General features: G+C 60.8%; 23 protein-coding genes and 2 pseudogenes. 20 read left to right on the top strand and 5 right to left on the bottom strand.

From position 1 onward, the window contains the following. The first annotated feature begins 105 nt into the window (after positions 1–105). Positions 106–357 carry an SOS response-associated peptidase family protein gene (locus RGR602_RS39510; RefSeq protein ID WP_318299939.1) on the top strand — a complete coding sequence of 84 codons (252 nt, stop codon included), beginning with the start codon at positions 106–108 and terminating at the stop codon, positions 355–357. Positions 358–368: 11 nt separating this feature from the next. Then, positions 369–617 carry an SOS response-associated peptidase family protein gene (locus RGR602_RS39505; RefSeq protein WP_318299938.1) on the top strand — a complete coding sequence of 83 codons (249 nt, stop codon included), beginning with the start codon at positions 369–371 and terminating at the stop codon, positions 615–617. A gap of 37 nt (positions 618–654) precedes the next feature. Here RGR602_RS39505 and RGR602_RS24465 read toward each other — a convergent pair whose 3' ends face one another. Beyond that, complete coding sequence (locus tag RGR602_RS24465; protein ID WP_040114654.1) at positions 655–942, bottom strand: hypothetical protein; 288 nt, start codon at positions 940–942, stop codon at positions 655–657. Between the two features lie 294 nt (positions 943–1,236). Between RGR602_RS24465 and RGR602_RS24455 the strand changes: the two are divergent. Next, positions 1,237–2,388: pseudogene (locus tag RGR602_RS24455) on the top strand (adenylate/guanylate cyclase domain-containing protein); the annotation flags it as partial. A gap of 310 nt (positions 2,389–2,698) precedes the next feature. On the opposite strand, the gene RGR602_RS24450 reads toward RGR602_RS24455, so the two are convergent. Beyond that, on the bottom strand, positions 2,699–3,718 hold the full coding sequence (locus tag RGR602_RS24450) for an S-adenosylmethionine:tRNA ribosyltransferase-isomerase (RefSeq protein WP_040114652.1): 1,020 nt from the start codon (positions 3,716–3,718) through the stop codon (positions 2,699–2,701). Then, complete coding sequence (locus RGR602_RS24445) at positions 3,715–4,437, bottom strand: SDR family NAD(P)-dependent oxidoreductase (RefSeq protein ID WP_040114651.1); 723 nt, start codon at positions 4,435–4,437, stop codon at positions 3,715–3,717. The genes RGR602_RS24450 and RGR602_RS24445 overlap by 4 nt, the downstream gene beginning before the upstream one ends. Before the next feature lie 86 nt (positions 4,438–4,523). Here RGR602_RS24445 and soxR point away from each other — a divergent pair, with 86 nt between their 5' ends. Continuing rightward, positions 4,524–4,958 (top strand): redox-sensitive transcriptional activator SoxR, encoded by a 435-nt coding sequence (gene soxR, locus RGR602_RS24440; protein WP_040114650.1) that lies wholly within the window; start codon positions 4,524–4,526, stop codon positions 4,956–4,958. 278 nt (positions 4,959–5,236) lie between these two features. On the opposite strand, the gene RGR602_RS39895 is transcribed toward soxR, so the two are convergent. Further along, positions 5,237–5,854 (bottom strand): GGDEF domain-containing protein, encoded by a 618-nt coding sequence (locus RGR602_RS39895; protein ID WP_082046675.1) that lies wholly within the window; start codon positions 5,852–5,854, stop codon positions 5,237–5,239. Continuing rightward, positions 5,770–6,438, bottom strand: a complete 669-nt coding sequence (locus tag RGR602_RS37600; RefSeq protein ID WP_133939976.1) for a hypothetical protein — start codon at positions 6,436–6,438, stop codon at positions 5,770–5,772. Before RGR602_RS37600 ends, RGR602_RS39895 begins: the two co-directional genes overlap by 85 nt. A 527-nt stretch (positions 6,439–6,965) precedes the next feature. Between RGR602_RS37600 and RGR602_RS24425 the strand changes: the two genes are divergently transcribed. The 16 genes and pseudogenes from RGR602_RS24425 to RGR602_RS24350 all read left to right on the top strand — a co-directional run bounded on the left by RGR602_RS24425 (position 6,966) and on the right by RGR602_RS24350 (position 26,491). Next, the gene (locus tag RGR602_RS24425; RefSeq protein WP_052451745.1) at positions 6,966–8,000 is read left to right on the top strand and encodes an ABC transporter substrate-binding protein; all 1,035 of its coding nucleotides are present in this window, start codon (positions 6,966–6,968) and stop codon (positions 7,998–8,000) included. Between the two features lie 79 nt (positions 8,001–8,079). After that, positions 8,080–8,910 carry an ABC transporter ATP-binding protein gene (locus tag RGR602_RS24420; RefSeq protein WP_133939975.1) on the top strand — a complete coding sequence of 277 codons (831 nt, stop codon included), beginning with the start codon at positions 8,080–8,082 and terminating at the stop codon, positions 8,908–8,910. After that, positions 8,903–9,805: an ABC transporter permease gene (locus tag RGR602_RS24415; protein ID WP_208867276.1), complete on the top strand. Its 903-nt coding sequence runs from the start codon at positions 8,903–8,905 to the stop codon at positions 9,803–9,805. Before RGR602_RS24420 ends, RGR602_RS24415 begins: the two co-directional genes overlap by 8 nt. Positions 9,806–9,826: 21 nt before the next feature. Beyond that, a complete protein-coding gene (locus RGR602_RS24410; protein WP_040114648.1) occupies positions 9,827–10,837 on the top strand; it encodes a C-terminal binding protein in 1,011 nt (336 codons plus the stop codon). Then, positions 10,834–11,901, top strand: a complete 1,068-nt coding sequence (locus RGR602_RS24405) for an LLM class flavin-dependent oxidoreductase (protein WP_040114647.1) — start codon at positions 10,834–10,836, stop codon at positions 11,899–11,901. The genes RGR602_RS24410 and RGR602_RS24405 overlap by 4 nt, the downstream gene beginning before the upstream one ends. A 641-nt stretch (positions 11,902–12,542) precedes the next feature. Then, positions 12,543–13,109, top strand: a complete 567-nt coding sequence (locus tag RGR602_RS24400; protein ID WP_040114646.1) for a TetR/AcrR family transcriptional regulator — start codon at positions 12,543–12,545, stop codon at positions 13,107–13,109. Between the two features lie 11 nt (positions 13,110–13,120). Then, a complete protein-coding gene (locus RGR602_RS24395; RefSeq protein ID WP_040114645.1) occupies positions 13,121–13,723 on the top strand; it encodes a 2-hydroxychromene-2-carboxylate isomerase in 603 nt (200 codons plus the stop codon). Positions 13,724–13,831: 108 nt separating this feature from the next. Continuing rightward, on the top strand, positions 13,832–15,208 hold the full coding sequence (locus RGR602_RS24390) for an FAD-binding oxidoreductase (RefSeq protein WP_040114644.1): 1,377 nt from the start codon (positions 13,832–13,834) through the stop codon (positions 15,206–15,208). 42 nt (positions 15,209–15,250) lie between these two features. Continuing rightward, positions 15,251–17,560, top strand: a complete 2,310-nt coding sequence (locus RGR602_RS24385; RefSeq protein WP_040114643.1) for a molybdopterin guanine dinucleotide-containing S/N-oxide reductase — start codon at positions 15,251–15,253, stop codon at positions 17,558–17,560. Between the two features lie 176 nt (positions 17,561–17,736). Continuing rightward, on the top strand, positions 17,737–19,389 hold the full coding sequence (locus RGR602_RS24380; protein ID WP_040114642.1) for an ABC transporter substrate-binding protein: 1,653 nt from the start codon (positions 17,737–17,739) through the stop codon (positions 19,387–19,389). Between the two features lie 33 nt (positions 19,390–19,422). After that, a complete protein-coding gene (locus RGR602_RS24375; protein ID WP_040116446.1) occupies positions 19,423–20,433 on the top strand; it encodes an ABC transporter permease in 1,011 nt (336 codons plus the stop codon). Beyond that, positions 20,430–21,278: an ABC transporter permease gene (locus tag RGR602_RS24370; protein ID WP_040114641.1), complete on the top strand. Its 849-nt coding sequence runs from the start codon at positions 20,430–20,432 to the stop codon at positions 21,276–21,278. Before RGR602_RS24375 ends, RGR602_RS24370 begins: the two co-directional genes overlap by 4 nt. Then, a pseudogene (locus RGR602_RS24365) lies at positions 21,257–22,962 on the top strand (ABC transporter ATP-binding protein). Before RGR602_RS24370 ends, RGR602_RS24365 begins: the two are co-directional and overlap by 22 nt. Further along, on the top strand, positions 22,959–24,050 hold the full coding sequence (locus tag RGR602_RS24360) for an LLM class flavin-dependent oxidoreductase (RefSeq protein ID WP_040114640.1): 1,092 nt from the start codon (positions 22,959–22,961) through the stop codon (positions 24,048–24,050). Before RGR602_RS24365 ends, RGR602_RS24360 begins: the two are co-directional and overlap by 4 nt. 141 nt (positions 24,051–24,191) lie before the next feature. Beyond that, positions 24,192–25,295: an LLM class flavin-dependent oxidoreductase gene (locus tag RGR602_RS24355; protein ID WP_040114639.1), complete on the top strand. Its 1,104-nt coding sequence runs from the start codon at positions 24,192–24,194 to the stop codon at positions 25,293–25,295. Next, the gene (locus RGR602_RS24350; RefSeq protein ID WP_040114638.1) at positions 25,295–26,491 is read left to right on the top strand and encodes an acyl-CoA dehydrogenase family protein; all 1,197 of its coding nucleotides are present in this window, start codon (positions 25,295–25,297) and stop codon (positions 26,489–26,491) included. The genes RGR602_RS24355 and RGR602_RS24350 overlap by 1 nt, the downstream gene beginning before the upstream one ends. Position 26,492: the final 1 nt, after the last annotated feature.

Here is a 26,492-nt window from a genome sequence, read left to right as displayed (position 1 = left end):
AACGAACCGGGTGAGGATAACGCGATCCTGTCGATCGCTCCTCAGATGTCGATCACCGCACCATGACGGGCGAAACGTGGCTAATTGGGGCCGAGGGAAGGAAATGTGTGCAATCTCTACCGGATGCTGAGCAACCAGGCGGCAATCCGCGCGATCACACGCGCGATCATCGACAGCACCGGCAATCTGCAGCCGATCGAAGAGATACGGCCCGAAAGAATGGCGCCGATCGTCCGCAACACACCTGCCGGCCGTGAGCTGGCAAACGTGCGATGGGGCCTTCCGAGCTCGTCACAGGCGCTGTTTAGACAGCTACCGAGCGAGCGGACGCTCTACGAAAGAAAGGCAAGGACGTAGCTGGATTTTGGGTGCAGCAATGGCAGAGCGTCCGCAAGATCAAGGAAGGCTTGGTCAGGGCTGATCTCTATGGCTTCCTGACGACCGAGCCGAATGGCATCGTGGCGCCGGAACACGAGAAGGCCATGCCGGTCAGTCTCTTGAACGTTGACGATATCGAAACCTGGCTGACGGCTCCATGGGAAGAGGCACGTGCGCTGCAGCGGCCGCTGTCGAGTGACAAACTCGTACGCTTGCCTATCGAACTGGCAGTCGCGTGATGTACGGCAATGTCCGGCCGGAGGTTCAGCCCACCTCTCAAGTGAGCCCGCGTGGCGCGAAGAAGCAGCGGATCGTCATATGCGGGGCGGACGTGCAGATGTGATACTGGCTGTCTTCGCTCTCCAAAACCCGGTTCTTGGGGATGAAGTATCTTGTCTTGGGCCCGGTGCGGATGTTGAAGTTGCCGCCCGGCAGCGGCTCGACATAGCGCGGGCTGATGGTCCGGCAGTCCTTGTTGTCGCAGCATTCGTAGCCGGTGACCGGATCATGGTGGCCGGAATACCAGTTATGAACGACAGCGAGAGCGATGAGGACGTGCTTCATGTCTGCTTGGCCCTCTCTGCCGAGGGCCCATCGCTCTGCTTCGAAAAGACCCCACGGTATGACAATAGGGGACGTTTACGAATGCTCAAGCGTTGCCAATTTCTGTTATTGCTGAAACTCTGCCACTCAAACGCCTGGATGAAACCACCGCTATGGAAATTGTCGATGAACTGAGGAGGCGGGAATCGGCTTCCAAAGAACATGCCGAAGGAAGCCACCCTTATTTCTCGCGCGTGAAACATGCGGCAAACTCATGTATAGTGTTTGCCGCACAATTCATGTTGGAGCCAAGTCATGGAGCGCAGGTTATCTGCAATCCTGGCCGCCGACGTAGTCGGATACTCCGCACTTATGGAGCGGGACGAAGCGGGCACCTTTGACCGTCTTCGAGCGCGACGCACTGAGCTTTTTGAACCCGAGATTAAGAGCCATCATGGGCGGGTCTTCAAGCTCATGGGTGACGGCCTCCTTGCGGAGTTCGGCAGCGTGGTCGACGCTGTCGAATGCGCCGTGTCTCTCCAGCGCGGAATGGCAGAGCGCAACGCTTCTGTAGCTGAGGAGGAAAGGTTCAACGTCCGTATCGGCATCAACATTGGCGAAGTGATCGTGGATGGCGACGACCCGCTATGGCGATGGCGTGAACGTTGCGGCAAGGCTGGAGCAACTCGCGCTTCCGGGCGGAATCTGTATTTCAGGCAAGGTGGCAAAGGAGGTCGAGAAAAAGCTCGCTTTTCGTTTTGACTCCGCTGGGCGGCAGGAGGTCAAGAATATCGAAGAGCCTATCGACGTCTACCACGTGCGCATCGACGCTCCGTTCCGCCGACGCATTCTGCGAAAGCGTGGGATGAGCCGACTGTGGTGGGCACTTGGCGTCCCGGCAGGCATCGCGGCCGTACTGGCCATCTGGATGTCGCTGTACTATCCGCGGGCAGTGTCCTCTCCTCCAGTCTCCAGCACGATCCCGTCTGTCGCCGTTCTTCCCTTCAAGGATCTGAGTGCCGACAAGAGCCTAGGTTATTTGGGAGAAGGAGTGGCGAACGACGTCATCGCCATCCTCTCGCGTTTTTCTGACATTGCAGTGGTCTCGCGAACCTCGTCGTTTGCATATGAGGGCAAGGAAGGCGACATCCGCCAGATCGGCAAGGAGTTGGGAGTTGGCTATGTCGTCGAGGGTCGTGTGCGCAAGGAAGGCGATAGGGTGCGCATTGTTGCGCAACTCATCAACGCCAGGACCGGGGACCATGTCTGGGCAGACCGGTTCGACGAGCCGGTACCGACCCGTGGGCGCTCCAGGATGAGTTGACCGGCAAGATCGTGGGGGCGATGACCGGTGAATTCGGAGCCATTCGCAAGGCGGATTACAGTCAGGCTTGGGGGAAAGACAGCACCAACCTCGCGGAATACGACTACTACCTGCGCGCCGAAAGCCAGTTGAACCTTTACACGATTCAGGCAACCTTTACCGATGAGGCGATCAAAAGCAGCATTCGTCTCTACCAGATCAAGGGCGATGTGTTTTCAACGACAGGATCGACGGCTCAACGGCGCTGCATCTCGGATTGCGAGCCTTCGAGGGCCAGTCGCATTTTCGGGCCGGTTCACCCGATGTCAGCCAGCTGACGCCAGGGTGCGCTGACGAGCCCCGCTAAATTACGCCATTCGAAACTGCGTTCACGTAGCAGCGGTCGAGGTCATCCCGTTGAAGTTCGGTGACGGTTTGGACGAACTCCGCCGATCGGATCTATGAAAGCAGCGGCTAGCAATTCAGCAGTACAGAATCGCCGAATTCATGGGCGCGGTAGCCGCACGCGGTAAGGGCTGCGGAGACCTTGGCGAGCAAGCCATCGTCTGCAAACGCGCGCAGGAGCTCGAAGTGGCTTTCGCCGGGCTGGTGGACACCCGTGATAATCGCATCGACGACGCGAAGCGGCGTTCCCCTCGCGATGCGTCCTGTCGCAATGCCGTTTCCGACGCGCACGCTGCCATCGGGATCGGCGGCTGCCTCTAGCGCGCGCACGACGCTTGTGCCGATCGCAATGATGCGGCTGCCACGGAGCTTCACCTGCGCGACATGCGCCGCGGTGCGCTCAGGGATGCGGTACGGCTCGTCTAAGGGAAGCCGCGAGTCGAGAGCAGGATCGCCGGTGGAAGAAACGCCAGCGGCATGCGTGAGTGTTGCGAATCCGACATCGCGCTGACGCCAGGTTTGCAGCGTGCGCCAGTCGAGCGCGAAGCCTGCCGACGGCGCCTCGAACGCGAACGGAAGGGCGGCAATCTTCGTCCAAACATCCCACAGCGCCAACGGCTCGGGAACATGCGCGTATTGGATCGGCCGACCGTGCTGCGCTAGACCTGCAAGCACTGCTGCCCGGCTACCTTGGAAGCACAGCTCGAAGAGTAGAGGATGGTAGAGAACGCGCTCGACGACGGCTTCAAGCGGGCCGAGCCGGAGGTGGTCGCCTGTTGACAGCGAAGGCGGAGGCAGCCGGTCTTCCGTGCGCGTGCGGTGATCACCCGAGCCGAAGGCAAGCGCCACGAAGCGGCGAGGATCGTGAAGTAATCGCCAGCCGGCGAGGCGGATCTCAATCAACTTCCCGCTTGGGACATGTGTACCATGCAAGCTGGCAGGCAAGGTCGCGGCGTCATTGGCGACAACTAGATCCCCGGCATCGAATAGCGTGGCGAGCCTGGTACGCGGCAGGTCGCGCATTATTCCGTCCGCCTCGACGACGAACAGCCTGGCAGAGCGCTGATCGGAACGGTCGTCGGCAGTCATGCCTGTTCTCCGGCGAGCAGGTTAGCCCGAACCGGCAAAGCGCCGATCATCTTTTCGATGATCTCGGCAGCAGCCAGCTCGGGAGCCTTCAAGGTCGACGGATCGGCGTCCGGAAGCGCCAGCGCGTGCAGCGGGGTGTCCATATCGCCAGGGTCGAGTGCAAGGAACCTTATCCCATCGACTTTCGCCTCCTCGTCCCAAATCGCCGTCAGATGGGCAAGAGCGGCCTTGCTCGCACCATACGCGCCCCAACCGGGATACGCGTTGACAGCAGCGTCACTGGAGATGTTGGTTACCAGCGCGCCGCGGCCCTCGCGTGCGGACGCGGCAAGCGCACCGAACAGGGCCTTCGTCAGCCGGAACGCGCCGAGGAGGTTGACCGCAAGCGCCGCTTCCAGCTGCTCGCACTCGGTATCAGCAAGTAGCGCCAGAGGGACAGGACCAAGGCTCGACGCATTGTTGATCAGGATGTCGACCCCGCTAAGGCTGGCCGTCACCTGCATCGCGATCGGGTAGATGTGCTCCTTCTTGCCTAGATCGGCGACAATGCCATGCGCGCCCGTCTCAGCTGCAATGCGTTCGACATTCGAAGCGGTGCGGGCGACAAAGGCGACGCAGGCGCCCTTTTCGATGAGCTTCCGCACAAGCGCCAGTCCGAGGCCCGACGTGCCGCCCGTGACGACCACACGAAGTCCCTGAAGATCGATATTCATCTGCATCGTCGGTGCTCCTTCAATCCGTAGGAGTACTTGCTACAAGTTCAAGTTAACTTGAAGTCAAGTGAGAATCGTGCTCTCCTTCACGCATGGATCCGATGCTGACCATCACCGACGTCTCGCGGCGAAGTGGCGTCGCCTCGTCGGCCCTACGTTTCTACGAGGAGCGCGGGCTGATCGCGTCCGAGCGGGCCGGGTCGGGGCATAGGCGCTATCACCGGTCCGTGTTGCGTCGGATCGCCTTCATCGCCTTTGCGCAGCGCATTGGGCTTACGCTTGAGGAGATCGGCGCCGAGCTCGCGAAGCTGCCAGCTGATCACGTCCCGTCGCGTCGGGATTGGTCACGGTTGTCGGGCGAATGGGCAAAGCGTGTCGATGCGCGGATAGCTGAGTTGCAGCGCCTGCGGTCCGGGCTTACCGAGTGCATCGGTTGCGGCTGCCTGTCGATCGACCGCTGTAGCCTGGCGAACCCTGCTGATGTGGCAGGACGCAAGGGGCCGGGGCCGAGGTATTGGATGGGGTGAACCCGGCTGCGGCGGGAGGGTGACGATCTCAGCGTCCTCTACCGCTCTTATTGCGCGTCGCCCGGACTTAGCATGGTGGCAGGCTTGCTCGGCTCCCTCCGGCTGACTCAACAACCCGCGGTCGAACCGAGTACTATACGAGCCTCATCGTGGTGAAAGGCCTGCCAAGCACCATGTCCCCTGGATCGGATTCGGCTGCTGGGCTGCTGACCTGCATGTGCGATTGAGGCGGGTCGCCGTGGATCGCGCAGTGCTGTCGGCAAGGGACCGTATCGATTTTACGCGACGGACCGCGATATAGCGTCCCCTCCCGGAACTGCGTTCTCCTCCGATAAGGCCTCCAAAAACCGGGTGTCAAACGTCACAACTTGATTTCGGCCCGCGGCCTTCGCGCTGTAGAGGGCTCGGTCCGCTCTGTCTGTAGCATCATCTAGGGTCCTCTCCCTCTCGCCTACCGCAGAAAGGCCACAACTAACCGTGATCTTTCGGCCGTTCACCTCCTGCCGTTCTCTCTCGGCGAAAGCTACTCGAATAAGTTGCGCGACAGAGGCTGCATCCTGAAGTGAAACGTTTGTTAGAAACGCAATGAACTCTTCGCCACCAAAGCGCGCCGCGTAGCCGCTCGGCCCAATTGCGCGCTGAATATCGGCCGCAAGATCTTGGATGACATTGTCCCCGATAGCGTGGCCGAATGTGTCATTGACCTGCTTAAAATGATCAATGTCGCAAAGGATCACCGCGCCTCGCGGACCGCTTGATTTGAAGTCTCTCTCAAGGGCAAGCTTGAAGCCGCGACGATTGAAAAGGCCAGTCAGTTCGTCCCGTTCAGCGGCGTCACGATGCTGCTCGACTGCAGCGGATGCAATCGCGCCCAAAGCAGTGAACGGGAAGAGCATGCAAACGTAATCGTCGAGACGTGAACTGCGAGATTATAGGCCGAGTTTGCGAAATCACCGAAGTCGTCACTCGACGTCGTGAAGAAAGTGAAGAAGGTCGTCCGAACAACGGAGTCAAGGACGACGATGACGGTCGTCACGACCAGCGCAACATCAATGGGGCGGCTGGCCTTTCGCCAAACGAAGCATACGGCCATTCCAAGAAGGAAGGCAAATCCAGCATCGGTGAGGAACAGTTGAGAAACCAGGCTTCCTTTGACGAATACAAGATAGCAAAGCACGATTGTATAGAGCGAAACGAACAACGTACGCTGGACGTGTAGTGCAGGCGCTTTGAAGTGCGCCAGCAGTGCGCTGCCGTAGCAGTACGCGGCCCCGATGAACACTAGACCGGAGGCGAACGCGTCAAAAGAGGGTTCGATCGAGAAGGTCGAAAGGACAAATCCTACTGCCGTTTGAGCGAAACCTGCGCTCCACTGCAACGTGGGACCAATATTTAGGTACCACAGCAGGAGAAAGGCAAGCGCGACGATACTGAACAGTGATGGAGGTATGTAGACGATGATATTACTAGCACCCAGCACGTCAAAATCCCGGTCGTAAAAATTTGTGATCTTGTAGCTGCTAATTGTACATACATGCGTTTAACGTTTATTGAATCGCCTCACGAGCAAAGGTATCAATGGCGAAATGATCGCCATCCGGATTGATCTTGCCCCCAGTTAAAACTGTGCACCGAATTGAGTTCAACGTCATGGCAGATCCCAACCCCGCGCGTTGGTGTTCCCAACTTTCACGGCATCATTGACTTTGTCGTCAATGGTTATTTCCGATGGTGGAAACAATGGAAGACAGGTCCTCGAATTCGAGAAAGCACGTCCTGATAGCGTGCGCCAAGTAGATTTTTCGATATTTCGACAGAGCGGAGCATTCTGCTCTCATTTCACGGGCCAAAATGGAACGCCACCATGTTGATAGATTTAATAGTGAAACTTAGCCTGTCTCATCATGCTGGTCCCGTCACTAGCGAAGAACAGCTTTCCAAGAAAGCCTCGCGAAGAAGCACGCGCTTCATCGCGTTCACTTATCATTTGGCCGAATAGGGGTATTTATGAAGGCACTTGGCCTTAGGACATTGAGTGTCAAATTTGGTCGCCGCAACGCACTTGGCGCGGCATTCGGCATTGTCGCCACGCTGCTCGCAGGACAGGCCGCAGCCGAGGGCAAAATCAGGATCGCACAGCAGTTCGGCATTTCCTACCTGATCCTGGACGTCGTACGGGACCAAAAACTCGTCGAAAAACATGGCAAGGAAGCTGGCGTAGATATCGAGGTCGAGTGGGCGAGTATTTCCGGCGCGACCGCGATGAACGAAGCGCTTCTGGCCAACAATCTTGACATCGTCTCGGCAGGCGTGCCGCCGGCGCTGACGATGTGGGATCGAACCAAGGGTGACGTCAAGCTTGTGGCAGCTCTCGGCTCGTTGCCGAACTACCTGCTGACGACAAATCCTAGTGTTCACACGCTAAAGGATTTCAGCGACAAGGACCGGATCGCTGTGCCTGCCGCCGGTGTCGGCTTCCAGTCGCGGACGCTGCAGATCGAGGCTGCCAAGCTCTTCGGGGCTGACAATTTCCAGAAGCTCGACCAGATTTCCATTAGCCTTCCCCACCCCGACGCGACCGCGTCGCTGATTTCTGGTGGCACCGAGGTGAATTCGCACTTTTCCTCCGCGCCTTTCTATTATCAGGCGCTGCAGGGCAACAAGGCCGTGCACAAGGTCATCAGTTCCTATGACATTCTGGGCGGGCCCGCGACGTTCAACGTGGTTTACACCAGCACGGCGTTCCACGATGAAAATCCGAAAACCTATGCCGCCTTCTACGCCGCGCTGCGCGAAGCTGCAGATTGGATCAGCGCAAACAAGCAGAAGGCTGCAGAAACCTTTATCCGTCAGCAGGGTTCCAAGCTCTCGCCTCAACTGGTTCTCGACATCATCAACGATCCCGAGAATGACTTCACGATCGTACCGCAGAACACTTTCGTTTACGCAGCGGAACTTCACAAGCTGGGTGTGCTGAAGAACGAGGCCGGCTCCTGGAAGGACTATTTCTTCCCCGAGGCATATGACGAAAACGGCAGCTGATATCGCATCACAACCTTCACGGCTCAGGACTGACCGCGATGCAAGCCGGTTCTGGGCCGTCAACCTGATGGAATTGAGAATGGACGGCATGTCTGCACCCGTTCGGGAGAACGGTGTTCCGCCTTCCCCGCCCCTTCTTTCGGTCGAGGGCGTCAGCCTCGAATACCAGGCGCCCGGTCGGGTGGTACGCGCAACGCAAAATGTCAGCTTCGATGTTTGGGAAGCCGATCGCTTCGTCCTGCTCGGCGCTTCGGGATGCGGCAAGTCCACCCTGCTGAAAGCCGTCGGCGGCTTCATTGCACCTCGCCAGGGACGGATCCTGCTAGACGGACGGCCGGTGCACGGTCCCGGTCCAGATCGCGTCGTTGTTTTCCAGGAATTCGACCAGTTGCCGCCATGGAAGACGGTGCGGGACAACGTGGCGTTCCCGGTGCGGGCTTCAGGCCGCCTCAACCGCAAGGAAGCCGCCGAACGCGCCGAGCACTATATCGAGAAAGTCGGCCTGAGTCCTTTCGCCAATGCCTACCCGAACACGCTGTCCGGCGGCATGAAGCAACGCGTGGCCATCGCACGGGCGCTCGCGATGGAGCCCCGCGTCCTGCTGATGGACGAACCATTCGCTGCATTGGACGCGCTAACCCGGCGCAAGATGCAGGAAGAGCTCCTGGCGCTCTGGGAAGAAGTTCGCTTCACCCTGCTGTTTGTCACGCACTCTATCGAGGAAGCTCTGGTGGTCGGCAATCGTATCGCGCTCCTGTCGCCGCATCCCGGGCGGATGCGGGCCGAGATCAACAGCCATGAATGGGGTATGAAAAGTGGCGGAAGCCCGCAATTCCAAGCGGCTGCCAACCGCATCCACCGGCTCCTCTTTGAGGAGGCCGGAGCAGCCGATGGAGCCAGCCATGAGTGACATCTTGAGCCCCGGCCTAGAAACGATGACGCGCCCCATACCACCGGTCCGGCCAGAATATGAGCGACCGCTCGAGCCGCTTGCCGAGACGAAAAGCGAAGAGGTGTTGCCGATATACCAGCGCCTCTGGCAGTACGCTTGGCTGAGGAAGAGCCTTATCCTGATCTGCCTTGCTCTCCTGTGGGAAATTGCGGCCAGGCTCCAGGGAAATGAGCTCCTCCTGCCGTCGTTCACCGCCTCGATGAAAGCCTTGGTGGAGGATATTTCCAACGGCATCATTCCAAGCCGAGCCGTGACCTCGCTGGAAGTCCTGATCAAAGGCTACGCGGCAGGGGTCGTTCTGGCCTTCGTGCTGACGTCGCTTGCCGTTTCAACTCAGGTCGGACGCGACATCCTGTCGACGCTCACCTCCATGCTCAATCCCTTGCCGCCGATCGCATTGCTGCCGCTGGCGCTCCTCTGGTTCGGTCTGGGACAGGCAAGTCTCGTCTTCGTGCTGATCCATTCGGTGCTCTGGCCGCTGGCGCTCAACATGTATACCGGCTTCACCGGTGTGCCGGAAACGCTGCGGATGGCGGGCCGCAACTACGGACTGCGCGGCTTGCGGTATGTGTTGCTGATCCTTGTGCCGGCTGCGCTGCCATCGATCATTGCTGGGCTCAAGATCGGCTGGGCCTTCGCCTGGCGCACCCTGATTGCCGCCGAGCTCGTCTTCGGCGCCTCCTCGGGCAAGGGTGGGCTTGGCTGGTACATCTTTCAGAACCGGAACGAACTCTACACCGACCGGGTGTTCGCGGGGTTGATCATGGTCATCCTCTTCGGCCTGATGGTCGAAAACGTCTTGTTCCGCCAGCTCGAGCAGCGAACCGTGACGAAATGGGGGATGACGCGCTAGCGCGAAAGCATCGGGACTAGAATGACAGATCGTAAGAAATACGTGGTCGGGATAACCGACCACATGATCGGCGCGCCCGATCTTGAAGCGGAGGTGCTCGGCAATGATGTCGAGATAGACTTCTTCGCCAGCACGGACGAAGCATCATTCGCCCCCGATCGCCTGGCCAGGCTCGACGCCTTGATGGTCTGGGGGGCACCGCTTGGGCAAAAAAGCATTTCGCACCTGACCCGCTGCAGGGGCGTGGTTCGTTATGGTGTCGGCTACGAGAAAATCGATCTCGCCGCGCTCCGCAGCGCCGGCATCCCCTTTGCCAACAACCCCGATTATGGCACTGAAGAAGTCGCCGATCACGCGCTCGCGATGATCCTGTCCTTGCATCGACGGCTTTGGGAACACGACGCTCGTGCCCGTGGCTACACGTCGGGATGGCAGATCCACAGCCTCAAACCACTTTGCCGATCCAACCGGGCGACCGTAGGCATTGTCGGCGTCGGGCGGATCGGAACCGCGGTGATCAACCGGCTCAGACCTTTCGGCTTCCGCATCCTTGGCTATGATCCCGGTCAGCCGCCAGGACATGAAAAAGCGATCGGCTATGAACGCACGGAGCGACTGGAGGAGCTTCTCGTTCAGTCTGACATCGTTACGCTCCATTGCCCGGCGAACGCCGAGACGCGCGGCCTCCTGAACTCTGATGGTCTTGCCCGACTGAAGCCCGGCGCGATCGTCGTCAACACCGCACGCGGCGAGTTGATCGAAGATCTCGACGGGCTTGAGGCCGCGCTGCGGAGCGGACACCTGGCCGCCGCAGCAATCGATACGCTGGTCAAGGAGCCGCCCGGTGACCATCCGTTGCTGACGGCGTGGCGTAACCGTGAGGACTGGCTTGCCGGACGGCTGGTGATCACGCCGCACAATGCCTTTTATTCCGATCATGCTGCCGTCGAGATGCGCCTGAACGCGGCGAAGACAGTCAGGATATTGCTCGACGAAGGAAGACTTCGAAATCAGGTAACGGACAGATCATGAGCAGCCGCTCCGAATTTCTCTGGTACATTCCCAACGACGTCAAAGCCGGCCACCGAGGCGATGTGGCTGATCCGGATCACAACAGCCTGGACACCCTGACGAGCCAGGCAGAAGCTCTGGAACAGCATGCCTGGAAAGGCGCTCTCATCGGCACGGGCTGGGGACGGCCCGATACTTTCACCATCGCCACTGCGCTCGTCGCCCGGACAACGACTTTCGAGCCACTGATTGCGGTTCGGCCGGGCTATTGGAGGCCAGCAAATTTTGCCTCCTCAGCGGCAACCCTCGATCACCTGAGCGGCGGCCGCGTTCGGGTCAATGTCGTATCCGGGCCGGACGCGCTTGCAGCCTATGGAGACCAGGAAGGCGATCAGGCGCATCGTTATGCGCGGACCAAGGAATTCATGCGGCTGGTCCGCAGGCTGTGGACAGAAGAAAACGTCACCTTCACTGGTAAGCACTTTCAGGTGGCCGGGTCCACTGTAGCTCCGAAGCTCGCACCGATTGGTGATCGCCGCCATCCCAAACTCTATTTCGGAGGTGCCTCCGAGGCTGCCGAACGGGTTGCGGCGACCGAGGCCGACGTGCAGCTCTTCTGGGGCGAACCGCTTGATGGCGTGCGACAGCGGATCGATCGGCTGAAGACGCTCAGCAAGGCACTTGATCGCGATCTGCCGCCACTGGAATTCGGCCTGAGGATCACCACTCTTGTTCGCGACACGACGGAGCAAGCCTGGGCGGATGCGGAAGCGAAGGTTGCCAAAATGGCCAAGGGAGCGGCGGGAAGCTGGCAGGATCATCGCCACGGCATTGCCGTTGGTCAGCAACGCCTCCTGGATCTTGCACGGCAAGGCGACGTGCTAGACGACAATCTCTATACGGCGCCAGGCAAATTTGGTGGAGGTGGAGCGGGAACGACTTGGCTGGTTGGCTCAGCAGAAGACGTTGCGCGATCGTTGCGCAGATATGAAGAGCTTGGGATCACCCAGTTTGTGCTCTCAGATACGCCATACCTTTCGGAAATTAAACGGCAGGGTCACCAGTTGCTTCCGCTTCTGACCTAGCTGGCCTTTGATAGGACTTGAAAAGCGATGTCCCGTCTTGCCCATTTTAACAGGTGCGTCGCTTCGAGCCTGCATCCGTGCTCTTGAACGGGTCAGAATCAGCGACCCTGCTGTTGCAAATTCCCTTCGCAAGAAATTCGTTGGGCGGCCCAAGAACTTGGGCTGGGCTATAATGACTAATTCGGGGCCGGGAGCGGAAAATCCGCTACATGACGCATGTGTCGGATCTGCCGTTCAGCAACCGGTCCATTGGTTAGTTCAGGCTTCTTTCACCGCCGCGCGAAGCTCGTCATTCGCTCGCCGCATCTGGCGGAAGAGTGGTTTTCCCCATTAGTCGCCGAAGCCGGCGAATACTGACTATAAGTCACGGCTCCATCCCCTAGATCATCGTCTAGGCCTCCGGCCGATCGATTTTGGAGATAGCGAGGCCTACTGCGGCAGCTCGACCTGGGATCCCCGCATGCGCGTGAAGGGTCGCAGGTTAAAAGACGCTTCCACAGGCGTCAGAGCAAAAACATCTCCAACGACGCATCCAAACGGAATGACCTGTCTTTCTCTTGTCGGTTGGCGCGCATAGAAACCTCTCGTGCTGCACTCGCATGTCAGGGCGCACGTTTTGAGAAGGCTCCGCAAGCAGTTCGATGAAAGCTTCCATTTCAGATCACATCCTCGCGTCTGCCGGCGCACTCTTCTACCGCGAAGGCATCCGCGCTGTCGGCATCGACCGCATCATCGAAGAAACCAAGGTTGCCAAGGCAACGCTCTATAGGCATTTCCCATCCAAGGATCATCTCGTGGCGGCCTATCTTCAGGACCGTCACGAGCGGGTCATCCGCTCTTTGCAAGAGGTTCTGAACGAAGTCGCGAGCCCGCGGGATCAGCTCAATCTCATCTTCGAGCGGCTGCATGAGAAGGCGGACAGCCCCGAGTTTCGCGGATGCGCGTTTGCTCTCGCAGTGGCCGAGCACGGCGATTCCGAACGCGTTGTTACCGTCGCGCGTGCCCACAAGGCCGCGGTCAGCCAGATGTTTCGCGCGCTGATGGAAAGAGCGGGTGTAGAGGCAGCCCAGCCGGCCGCTCATCTTTCCCTTCTCTACGAGGGCGCCCTGGCTACAGTTGCCGTCGGGCGCGATCCCCAGGCTGTGCTGACCGCCAGGGACTGCGCGCTTTTCGTATTCGACGCGGCACATCCTTCAACGAAGTCCTGAACAGGCGGAACATGGCAAAGGTTATTGATTACTTCTTCGGCGTCGGCTCCCCGTGGGCATTCATCGGCCTTGATGCTTTTTCGGAACTCGCGTCCAGGCATGGCGCCGTGATCCGGCCACACGTCATTTGTCTGATCGAGGACAATGGTGGCATCTATTCGCGCAACCGGCCTGAAGCCCGGCGCGCCTACTGGACCAAGGACCTGAAGCGCTGGGCATTCCTGCGCGGCAAGACGCTGAACTTCGAAAATCGCGCTGCACTGTCCGATCCCACGCCCGCGGGTTTCATGGTCATCGCCGCCATCGAGGACGGCTTGGACTGGCTCGGGCTCACCCGTGCGCTGCAGACGGCATTCTGGACGGACGCGGCGGATATCGGGCAGAGCGAGGTGCGTCAGGCGATCGCCAGTTCTGTAGGGATCGACGGGGCAAAGCTCGAAGAACGCGCCAAGGCCGAGGCCACCCAATCGATCTGGAGATCCAATATCGAAAGCGCCAAGAAATCAGGCGTCTTCGGCCTTCCGACGTTTCGTTACGAAGACGAACTTTACTGGGGGCAGGATAGCCTGCCCTTCCTTGAGCGCCACCTGAACGGCGAGAAGATCGCCGTCTGACAGCTCGCCTGTTGAGACTTGGTACTGGTCAATCTGCATCCATGCCTGATCGTGACGGCATGGGCACGATTTCGGCTGGCACGGTCAGCACCGAAAAAGGAAGTGAAGATGGGCATCCTATCCGCTGAGTTATCGCGCCAATTGCTGGCGAGGTTCGGTGATCGCTTCTCGATCTCGCAGTCGCTGCGCGAGCAGCATGGCCGCGGCGAATCCCATCACACGCCGGCAATCCCGGATGCCGTGGTATTTGCGCAAAGCACCGACGACGTAGCCGAAACCGTCCGGCTCTGCGCTGCGGCAGGCGTGCCTGTCATCGCTTTCGGCGCCGGAACCTCGCTCGAGGGGCACCTGACCGCGGTGCGCGGTGGCGTTTCGATCGATCTTTCACAGATGTCACAGATCATCCGCGTCAGCGCCGAAGATCTCGACTGCACCGTCCAGGCCGGCGTCACGCGCGAGCAGCTCAACGCGCATCTGCGCGACCAGGGCCTGTTCTTCCCGATCGACCCTGGCGCCAACGCGTCGATTGGCGGCATGGCGGCGACACGGGCATCGGGGACCAGCGCCGTGCGCTACGGCACCATGCGCGAAAATGTGCTGTCGCTGACCGTCGTGTTGCCAACGGGTCAAGTCATTCGCACCGGTGGCCGGGCGCGCAAATCGTCTGCCGGCTATGATCTCACGCGCCTTTTCGTCGGCTCGGAAGGCACGCTCGGTATCATCACCGAAGTCACCTTGCGGCTCCAGGGCGTTCCGGAAACTATTTCGGCAGCCCTCTGCTCCTTCGAGAGCGTGGAGCAGGCGGTGAAGGCCGCGATCGCGATCGTGCAGCTTGCCATCCCGGTCGCGCGGATGGAGCTGATGGACCGCGGCCTGATTGCCGCCGCCAACGCCTATTCCGGCCTCTCGCTGAAGATCGAAGATACCCTCGCCTTCGAATTCCACGGGTCTCCTGCCTCGGTTCAGGAGCAGATCGAACTGGTTGCGGAAATCGTCAAGGATCACGGCGGCAAGGGTTTCGAATGGGCCAATGCGCCGGAGGAGCGAAATCGCCTCTGGAAGGCCCGACATAACGCCTTCTACGCAGTCGTCTCGCAGCGACCGAATGCCAAGGGCTGGTCATCCGACGTCTGCGTTCCGGTATCGGAACTCAGCGGCTGCATTTTCAGGACCCGCGCCCTGTTGCAGGGCTGCAGTTTTCCCGCTGCCATTCTCGGCCATGTCGGCGACGGCAACTATCATGTGGTCTTCGCCGTGGATCCCGAGAACAAGGCGGAACTCGCCGAGGTCGCGGCCATCAACAAGGCGATGGTCGAACACGCAATCTCCGTAGGCGGAACCTCGACGGGGGAACATGGCGTCGGCACAGGCAAGATCGGCTATCTACGCCAGGAACACGGAGACGCCGTCGAGCTGATGGCCCTTCTGAAGCAAGCCATCGATCCCCAGGGCATCATGAACCCCGGCAAGATCCTGCCGGTGTGAGTGTTGCCGATCTTTCCAACGTTGTTCACGGGAGACGGTGCGATGGACGGCTTCAAACCCCACAGCTCTCATTGGGGCGCATTCTATGGACGGCATCAGGGCGAAGCTCTCGAAATCCGTCCGCATCCCGCCGACCCCCACCCATCTCCCCTGCTCGGCAATCTACCCGCAATCGCCAATAGTCCCGCCCGCATCCGGCGCCCGGCCGTCAGGCACGGCTGGCTTGAAGGCAAGCCCGACAATGCCGGAAAACGCGGGAGTGACGGTTATGTCGAGGTCAGCTGGCCGGAAGCGCTCGATCTTGTCGCCAACGAGCTTCGCCGTGTTCACGCCGAAGCCGGACCGCGGGCCATTTTCGGCGGCTCGTACGGCTGGTCCAGCGCAGGGCGGTTTCACCATGCCCAAAGCCAGATCCACCGTTTTCTCAACGTACTCGGCGGATATGTCAGATCGGTCAATACCTACAGTTCAGGCGCGGCAATGGTCATCATTCCGCATGTGCTCGGCCCTTACGATAGCTTCGACCGAAAGAGCGTCACCTGGGACGCGATCGAGCGCAGCAGCGAGCTGGTCGTTGCCTTCGGCGGCATGGCGGTCAAGAATACCGATGTCCATGGCGGCGGCATCAGCCGGCACGTCGTGCGCCCGGCGCTAAGCGGTGCCCGTGCACGCGGCGCGCGCTTCGTACTCATAAGCCCGCTCAAGGACGACATTGCGAGTGATCTCGATGCCGAATGGCTGCCGGTCATTCCCGGAACCGACGTCGCGCTCATGCTCGCGATCGCCTTCGTCCTCGTCAGTGAGCGGCGCCATAACCGGGAATTTCTCGACCGCTATACGACAGGCTATTCACGCTTCGAGGCTTATCTGCTGGGACGCGAGGATAGTGTCGAGAAGAGCCCGCAATGGGCAGCCGGCATCTGCGGTATCGCTGCCGATACGATCGTGGATCTGGCGCGGCGCATGGCCGACGCCCGAACGCTGATCACCGTCAGCCATTCCCTGCAGCGCGCCGACTACGGCGAACAGCCAGTTTGGATGGGGATCGTGCTGGCGGCCATGCTCGGCCAGATCGGGCTCGATGGCGGCGGCTTCTCTTATTCGCTCGGCGCGCTCGGCAATATCGGCAAAAGCCAACTGGCCGTTCCCCTCCCGACGCTCAAGCAATTCCACAATCCGGTGCCGGACTTCATTCCCGTCGCACGGATCGCCGACATGCTGCTGAACCCGGGCGAACCGTTCCACTACAATGGCCAGGGTCTGCGATATCCTGACATCCGCCTCGTCTACTGGGCGGGCGGCAACCCGTTCCATCACCATCAGGATCTCAACAGGCTTCGCCAGGCGTTCAAGAAGCCGGAGACGATCATCGTGCACGAGACGGCCTGGACGTCCTCGGCACGCCACGCCGATATCGTCCTGCCCGCGACCACGACGCTTGAGCGTGACGATATCGGTGCGGCCGACCGCGATCCGATGATGATCGCAATGAAGAGGCTGATCGAACCAGTCGGCGAGGCACGCGATGACTATGAGATATTCGCAGATATCGCAGAACGCCTCGGCAAGCGCGGAGAATTCACCGAGAACCGGTCGAGCCGCGAGTGGCTCGCTTTCCTCTTCGAGACAACACGCGCCGCACTCACCGCCGCTGGTCGCCCGGCGCCGGATTTCGACACGTTCTGGGAGATGGGCGAACTGCAGCTCCCGGTAAAGCCTGACGATGGCGGCCCTGCGCGCGCATTCCGGACCGATCCGGACGCCAATCCGCTGCCCACGCCATCTGGCAAGATCGAAATCTTCTCTGAAACGATCGAGAGCTTTGGTTACGACGATTGCCGCGGCCATCCGCGCTGGTTTGAACCGGACCCGACGGCCAAGGCGGCGGAGGGTCGCTATCCCCTCTATCTCGTCTGCAATCAGCCCCACTCGCGCCTGCACAGTCAGCTGGACTACGGCGACTTCAGCCGCTCGACCAAGATCAACGGCCGCGAACCGGTGCGCATCAACCCGGCAGATGCAGCCGAGCGCAGCATTTCGGATCGCGATATCGTCAGGCTGTTCAACGCCCGCGGCAGTTGTTTGGCGGCTGCGGTGATCAGCGGGAATGTGAAACCTGGAGTGATGCAGCTTGCCACCGGCGCTTGGTTCGAGCCTGACGATGTTAATGCCGAAATGGCCATGTGCATTCATGGCAACCCGAATATCCTCACCCGTGATGTTGGCACGTCTCAGCTTGCCCAGGCCTCAACCGGACAGCTGACAAAGGTCGATGTCCAGCGCTATGCCGGAGAATTGCCGCCGGTGCGCATTCTCGACGGGATGGCGTTCATCGAGGAACAGAACGCCTGAGCGATCGCGCTCATCGCGCTAGCAATTGCCGGAAATCCTGATCCTCGTGCTTCAGATTGCCATGATAAAATAATCTACAAATTTAGTCGAAAAAGAACAACCAGTCTTTCTCGAAATCGATCCACTGCCCTAGGCTCCTGTTTGCAATCAGCCCGGCAACCAAACAGGACCGCTTCATGAACGACCGCTCTTTCCGCCCTCTTCTTTCCCGGCGTCGTCTGCTGACCGCCACCTCTGCACTGGCATTTGCCGCTCTGGTCGCGACAGCTGGTGTAACCCCGGCCCTGGCTGAGGACGGAGCGCATGATGGCGGAGACGTCGTCTTCCTGATCGACTCCCTGGGCGACACCTGGATTCCCAACAACAGCGCGATCTCCAGCTTTCAGGGCCATATCTGGGGTCATGTGACCGACAAGCTTCTCTATGTCGACGCCGATGGCAAGGTCAGCCCGTGGATCGCCGAACGCTGGGAGCAGAACGACAATGCCACCGAATTCACCCTGCATCTAAGGACCGGCGTGACCTTCTCCGATGGCACCCCGCTCGATGCGGCAGCCGTCGTTGCCAATCTCGACATCTGGTATGCCGGTCGCAAGAGCGAGGGTATCAATCCGATCGGCCTCTTCCCCAAGACGTACGATCACGCCGAAGCCGTCGATGCGACGACCGTGAAGGTCTTCTTCAAGAAGCCGACCCTCGGCTTCATCCCGACGCTCGGCTATCACGGCTCGATCCTCATCTCCCCGAAGACCATCGCCTCGCCGGCGAGCGCCCAGGCGGACCTGAGCAAGACCTCCGGCAGCGGCCCTTATGTCGTCGAGTCCTGGAAGGAGGGCGACTACGTCACGCTCGCCAAGCGCAAGGACTACAACTGGGGGCCGGTAGCGGTCGGCCAGACCGGTCCTGCCCATCTCGATACGATCACCTACAAGCTCGTCTCCGAACCGTCGCTGCGCGTTGCCGCAGTCCAGTCTGGTCAGGCCGACGTCGCCTACAACGCGTCGCCTCAGGAGCTTGAATCCCTCAAGTCGGAAGGCCTGACGGTGGCGACGCCTCGCTATCTCGGCTTCGTCAATGGCTGGGCGATCAACACCAAGCTTGCCCCTTATGACGACGTGAAGGTTCGCCAGGCACTTCAGACCGGCATCAATCGCCAGGAAATCATCGACACCGTCTATACGCCCGATTGGAAGCTTGCGACGTCGTTCATCCAGAGCAATGTTCCGGGCGCGACCGACCAGAGGGCGCTGCTGGCCTACAATCCTGAAAAGGCGGAGAAGCTTCTCGACGAGGCAGGCTGGAAGAAGGGCTCGGATGGCATCCGCGTCAAGGATGGCAAGCCGCTGTTGCTGACGCTGAACTCAAACCCCTACCTCGCAACGTCGAAGTCGATTGACGAACTGATTTCGCAGCAGCTCGGCAAGATCGGCTGGAAGGTCCAAATCCGCGCCTATGACGTCGTCACGTTCGGCCAGAAGGTCAAGTATGGCGGCGCCGGAGTGCCTGCCTATGAGGTGACGCGCTCCTTCATCGATGCCGGCACCGTCGCCGGCATCCTGACCAACGCCAACAATGGCGAGAACTGGTTTGCGCTCGACGAGAGCGACAAGACCCTCAACGATCTGCGCGACAAGATCGCCGGCGCCGGCTCCATCGAAGCTCGCAAGCCGCTTCTCGACGAGCTGCAGAAATATGTCCTCGACCAGGGCTATTTCATTCCGCGAACGCAGATCGTCCAGCGCATCTACGTGCAGTCGCCGAAGCTCAAGGGCGAAGTCTACAACGGCGTCGCCTATGCCAGCTACTACACGGCAACGAAGAGCGAATAGCTCGGCAATTCAACAGACACAGAGGTGATGGGCATGAGCAAAGCCTATTTCAACTATGCCGGAAAGCGGCTGCTGCAGGCGATCGTCGTGATCCTGCTGTCTTATGTCTTCACCTTTGTCGTCGTCAGCATCCTGCCCGGCGATCCGATTACCAATGTCCTGAACAACCCACAAAACGGCTTCACGCCGGATGAGATCAAGGAGATCATCGCTGCGCAGGGACTGGACAAGCCTATACCCGTGCAGCTGTGGAACGCCTTTTCCGGCTTCGTGACCGGCGATCTCGGCCTGTCGATGCGGACCAACAGGCCGGTGGCGACGCTGATCGGCGAGGTTCTGCCGTCGACGCTCGTGCTTGCCTCGGCGGGCCTTGCGGTAGCACTTTTCCTGGCAACGATCATCGCTTACGGCACACAATTTTTGCCGCCGCGGTTCGGCCAAGGTCTGTTGCGCGGCTTCCCCTCGCTGTTCCTGTCGGTTCCGAACTTCGTGATCGGCCTGGTGCTGATCCACCTCTTCGGCTTCCAGCTGGGCGTCTTTCGCGTCATCGAGCCCGACAGCCTCTGGGCAACGCTTTTCGCAGCGATCGCCCTCGGCATTCCGATCTCGGCGCAGATTGCCGAAGTCCTGATTGCCAATCTCGACCATGAGTCCGGCCAGGACTACGCCGCCGTCGCACGCGGCCGGGGACTTGGCCAGATGCGGCTCTTCGTCATGCACCTGCTGAAGCCGTCATCGCTGCCCGTCATCACCGTCGTCGCTCTGACGATCGGCGAGCTGCTCGGGGGCTCGCTGATCACCGAGACGGTGTTTGGCCGCAACGGGCTTGGCAGCCTGGTGCAGCGGTCGGTCAGCACTCAGGACCTGCCGGTTCTACAGGCGGTCGTTTCGCTCGCCGCGGTGGTCTTCGTCGTCGTCAATCTGATCGCCGATCTCACCTACCCGCTGCTCGATCCTCGCGTAAAACTCCTCGGCTCGCAGCAGCGTCGGCCGACGACCGCTGATGACAGTTCTCTCCCCATCTCCAAGGCGGTGACCCCATGACGCTCGCCTCCCTCTCTTCCACTCCGCGTGTGACGCCGATCGGCCGCCTGACGGGCCTGCGTGTGCCGCTGGTCGTGATCCTGTCGTTCCTGGTCGTCGCCCTGGCGATCGCCTGGTCCTTGGCGCCTGGCCTCTTCACGAGCTACGATTCGTTGAACGGCACCCCCGCCCAGAAATTGCTCGGCCCAAGTGCGGCGCACTGGTTCGGCACCGATCATCTCGGCCGCGACCTCTACGCACGCGTCGTCTATGGCACGGCCTCATCTGTGGCGAGCGCGCTGATCGCGGTCGTGATCGGCGTTGTCGCCGGCGGAATTATCGGGCTGCTGGCCGGCTTCTTCGGCGGCTGGGTGGACACGGTTTTTGCCCGCCTCGTCGATGTCTTGCTGGCAATTCCCAAATTCCTGCTTGCCGTCATCGTCGTCACCGCAATCGGTTTCGACACGACGAATGCGGCAATCGCGACGGGCGTCTCGGCCGTCGCTCTTTTCGCCCGGGTGATGCGCTCCGAAGTCATCAAGACGAGGCAGGCAACATTCGTCGAATCGTCCTTCCTTCTCGGCGGGTCGCGCTGGCACATTTTATGGCGCCACATGCTTCCGAACGCATCGCGATCGGTGCTGCCGCTTGCCGTCCTGCAGTTCGGCGATTCCATCCTGGTGATCGCCAGCCTTGCCTTCCTTGGCTACGGCGACCCGCCGCCTGCTTCCGATTGGGGCCTGCTGATCTCGATCGGCAAGGATTACCTCAAATGGCCTTGGCTGGTTTACACGCCGGCCCTCGTCACGATCGCAACCGTTCTCTCTGTAAACAGGATCAGCCGATGGCTCCGCAAGACAGACTGACCACGTTTTTGAATCTCCCATTGTCCCCGTTGCTGCGGGCCGAAGGATTGTCGGTAGCCTACGGCACCCACGAGGTTGTGACCAATGTCGGCTTCGAGCTTGGACGCGGCAAAAGTCTCGCGCTGATCGGCGAATCCGGATCAGGCAAATCCACCATTGCCCGCGCCGTCCTGCGGCTGCTACCCGCAACGGGACACGCCACCGGCCGCGTCGAATTCGATGGCCAAGAACTTCTGGGGCTTCCGGAGCGCCGCTTCCGCCCGGTCAGGGGACGCAGGATCGGCTTCGTACCGCAGGATCCCGGCAATTCCCTGAATCCGGTCCGCACCATCGGCGCCCAGGCAATGGAAGCCGCCGCACTGCTGGACGAACCGGACAAGGCGCTTCGCAAGGCGCTCATTTTGGAGACATTCGCGCAGGTCGGGCTCGACAATCCGCAGCGTGTCTATGGCTCCTACCCCCACCAGCTTTCCGGCGGCATGCTCCAGCGCGTTCTGATCGGTCTCGCCGTTCTGCCGCGGCCGTCGCTGCTGGTCGCAGACGAGCCGACCTCCGCACTCGATGTGACGATCCAGAAGCGAATTCTCGACCTGCTGTCGAAGCTGCAGGAGGAGCTGCAGATCAGCCTTCTCCTGATCACCCATGACCTGGCGATCGCAGCCGAGCGCGCGGATTCCATTGTCGTCCTCAAGGACGGCGCGATCCAGGAAGCCGGAAACACCACTACCGTATTCTCTGCCCCTTCCTCGTCCTACGCCAGAAAACTGCATGGCGACGTGCCGGCGCTCAATCCTGACCGTTACAGGCCATTGCGAGAGCCCGGTTTTCGGCAGCTTGTCGCGAGGCGCGACAAGGCACCGAAGATCGAGGTCAGCGGCGTAACGAAGAGCTTCACCGTCGACGGCAAGGTTCTGACCGCCGTCAACGACGTCTCGTTCGAGGTTCAGGCGGGCACGACGCATGCGCTGGTCGGGGAATCCGGATCCGGAAAGACGACGGCAATCCGGCTTCTGCTCGGACTGGAGCAACCCGATACCGGAAAGATCGTCGTTGGCGGCGAACAGGTGAACGGTCGATCCCCCGAGCAGCTTCGCTCTGTCTGGCGCCACCTGCAGCTTGTCTATCAGAACCCGTTTACATCCCTCGATCCGACCTGGACCGTCGAGAAAATCGTGCGCGAGCCGCTGGACCGCTTCAAGATGGGAACACATCAGGAGCGGGCACTCGCGGTGCGCAAGGCGTTCGCAGAGGTCGGCCTGGGCGAGCATCTCTTGTCCCGCAAGCCCGCCGCCCTGTCGGGCGGCCAGCGCCAGCGCGTTGCCATCGCCCGGTCGCTTGTCCTGAGACCCGATGTGATCGTGCTTGACGAGCCTACCTCGGCGCTCGACGTCAGCGTTCAGGCCGACATCGTCGAAGTGCTGCTGTCGCTGCAGGTCAAGCTCGGCCTCACTTATGTTTTCGTTTCGCATGATCTGGCGCTGGTGCGCCAGCTTGCCCACACGGTCTCGGTCATGCAGCGCGGCCGCATCGTCGAGCACGGCACTGTCGGAGAGATCTTCGACAGGCCCCGCCAGCCCTACACCCGCTCGCTGCTGGAATCGATCCCGTCAGGGACCGCGCGTTTTTTGCGCGAACCCAGCCTCTGCAGCAGCGGCAGATCTTCAATGAGGAAAAGATCGCATGACCGTCATCGCCCCCGCCCCGGCACCGTCGGCGTCATTCCGTCCGAAGAAGCGCCTCGGGTTCAACACGCGCGTCTCGTTCAACGATGAAACCGGCCCCGCCCATGGCTTGCGGGAGGGCATCGAGCTTTTCAAGGCGGCCGAACGCCTGGGCTACCAGTCAGGCTGGGCCTATCAGCGGCATTTCGACCACTATCTATCCTCGCCGCTGCCCTTCTTTGCCGCGGCAGGTCAGCATACCAGCCATATCGTGCTGGGCTCAGCCGTCATTCCGATGCGCTATCAGGATCCTATTCTGCTGGCGGAAGCCGCAGGCACGACCGACCTCTTGATCGGCGGCCGATTGGAATTGGCGATCTCGACCGGCACCAACGCAGCCTTCGATGCCGTGTTCGTCACGGTCGAAACCGATGCCCGGACGGAAGCCAAGCGCCGTCAGGCGCGTTTTCTCTCCGCGATCTCCGGCGAAATTCTTCACACCGTGGCAGAGCCCGGCCAGGGTGCCGCAGAAGGCAGCCAGTTGAGGGTGACACCGCACAGCCCGACCCTTCGCTCGCGCATCCGTCAAGGCTCCGCCAGCCTCGGCTCGGCGATCCAGGCCGCCGAACTCGGCATCGGCCTGATCGCCGGGACGGTACAGCACGATCAAGCCGAGGGTGAGAGCTTCGGAAGCTATCAGGCCCGTTGCATCGAGGCCTTCCGGGCTAACTGGCGAAAGCAGCGGACGAGCGAGCCGCCACCGGTCGCCGTCGCGGCTTCGGTCCTGGTCGGCACGACGCCGGAGCTTCGCGAGAAATACGCAGCCTATGATCTCGAGCGCCGTACCCAAGGGATCGCCGCATCGCGGCCGAAGGGCGCTCTCGAACCGAGCTCGCGGACCAACCAGCCGCCAGGGAGTCAGATATCGCCCGTCTTCCACGGCACACCGGATCAGGTAATCGAAGCAGTGCTAAGTGATCCCGGGCTCGCCGCGGCCGACGAAATCGTTCTCTTCTTGCCGCCGGCCTTCAGCCTCGTCGAGAATATCCAGCTGCTGACCGACCTTGCTGGGACCGTCGCGCCGAGCCTCGGCTGGTGGCCTGACTGGTAGGACCTACACCGGATCTTAACGGCCGGCGACCGTGGATGAGAGATATTTTCTATAGTTTCAGTAGAAATAGAAAGACCTGTCTTCCTTAGTGTTTGTCTGCCGCCTAATTTTCGACCACCATCGACAATCAGAGGAGCTCCCATGTCCGCGGAATTCATCAGCGTCAGCTTTCCCAACGCCTCGAACGACCTCAATCCCATCCTGGACGCTCCGGTCGATCCCCACTATCTCGAGCGCTACTCGCGTGCCCTCGATGACTATGGCTTCAACTACACGCTGATCCCGTATTCCTCCTCGTCCTTCGACCCTTTCACGATCGGCGCCACGGTTCTGGCGCACACGAAAAACATCAAGATCATCGTCGCGCTGCGGCCCAACACAGTTTACCCCACGGTCGCGGCCAAATCGCTGGCAACCCTTGATCAACTGAGCGGCGGACGCGTCGTCGTCCACTTTATTGCCGGCGGCAGCGATGACGAGCAGGCCCGCGAAGGCGACTTTCTCAACAAAGAGGAGCGGTACGAGCGGCAGGAAGAATATATCCGGATCCTGCGTCAGGCCTGGACGTCGGAAGAGCCCTTCGATTTCGATGGCAAATATTACCAGTTCAAGCAGTTCCGCAGCGCCGTGCGCCCAACGAACGGGCTGATCCCGATTTCTGTCGGCGGCTCTTCTGATGCCGCCTATCGCATCGGGGGATCACTCGGCGACATTTTCGGGCTCTGGGGCGAGCCGCTGGCGGAAACCAAGCAGCAGATCGAACGTATCTACGCCGAGGCGGCAAAGGCGGGCAGGACGGACCGGCCGCGGATCTGGGTGACCTTCCGTCCGATCGTTGCCGAAACCGACGAACTGGCCTGGGAGAAGGCCCACCGGGTGCTCGACCGTCTCAAGGACAACCGGGAAAAGGGCCTTCATCGCGCGCCGCCCTCCGCCCCTCGCCCCGCCAATGTCGGATCACAGCGGCTCCTTGATATCGCCGCGCGTGGCGACGTGCACGATCGCGCCCTCTGGTATCCGACGGTCACGGCGACCAACGCCTCCGGCGCCACGACCGCACTGGTCGGATCACCGCGCACCATTGCCGATTCCATCCTCGACTATATCGATCTCGGCGCCGACCTGATCTCCATCCGCGGCTATGACAATTTCAACGATGCCGTCGATTACGGACGCTATATCCTGCCCCTCGTGCGCGAGGGCATACGCGAGCGGGAAGAGGCAAAGAAGAAGGCCGCCGCCTGATGATTGCGCGCGGGACGGCTTTCGATCCAAGCCTGCTGAGCGCGACGACGCGCGCTCTTGCGGACGCAGCTCCCGAGGCGGACCGGACCGGGGATTTTCCCTGGGCGGGCATCCGAGCGGTTCATCAAAGCGGCCTGCTCGAAAGCACCGTCGCGGCGAGATACGGCGGCGCCGGCGCAACGCTCCACGAGGCCGCAACGATCCTTGCGGCTCTCGGCCGCGGTGACCCATCGGTCGCGTTGATCAGCGCCATGACGATCTTCAATCACCTCGGCCAGGCAACGAAAAGCCATTGGCCCGAGGACCTCTACAAGCGCCTGCTTACTGAGGCCAAGCAGCATCCGCTGCTGCTCAACGCCGCGCGTGTCGAACCGGAACTCGGCTCGCCGGCCCGTGGCGGCCTGCCGGCAACGGCTGCCCGTCGTACCGCATCCGGCTGGTCGATCACCGGCCGCAAGCGCTTCGTCACCGGGGCGCACGGTCTGACCCATTTCCTGGTCTGGGCACACACCGATGAAACACCTGCCCGCGTCGGAACATTCGTCGTTCCGAACAAGCTTCCGGGCATTCGCGTCATCGAGAACTGGAACAGCCTTGGCATGCGTGCCTCCGGCTCCCACGATGTCGAATACACCGACGTGGAAATCCCGCGGGAGAATGTCATCGATCTGGTCGATCCATCCGTTGCGCAGCAGGACAACCGCGCCCACGCGGCAATCACGCTGGCGCTGACCGCGCTCTATCTCGGGGTGGCCGAAGCGGCACAGGAGGCGTTCATCCGCTTTGCTCACGAACGCGTTCCGACCAACCTCGGCCATCCGATCGCCCGCACCGAACGCTTCGTGACGCTTTCCGGCGAAATCGACCTTCTCGTCTCCGGCGCCCGGCAGATCATTTTCGATGCCCTGAAAGACAAGCAAGCCGAGGCAGAAAAGCACATTCGGGCCCGGCTGCTTGCCGGCCGGCAGCTGCGGGACGCGGTGCAGATCGCCGTGCGTGGCATCGGCAATCCCGGCCTCGGGAACGAGCTGGGGCTGGAGCGCCATTTCCGGGACATTCAGTCGGTGCTCGTCCATGCCCCGCAGGAAGACACATCCGTTTCCATTCTCGGGCGGGCCGCCTTCGAACGTTGGAAGAACGAAGCGGACGCGCCCTTGGCGCCTCCGGTCAATCTCGCTGTATTGAAGACGGCCTGAT

It is taken from the genome of Rhizobium gallicum bv. gallicum R602sp, assembly GCF_000816845.1.
In the GTDB taxonomy this organism is placed as follows: domain Bacteria; phylum Pseudomonadota; class Alphaproteobacteria; order Rhizobiales; family Rhizobiaceae; genus Rhizobium; species Rhizobium gallicum.
Note: the sequence above shows the minus strand (reverse complement) of the source record. Positions and strands in the feature narration are given on the sequence as shown.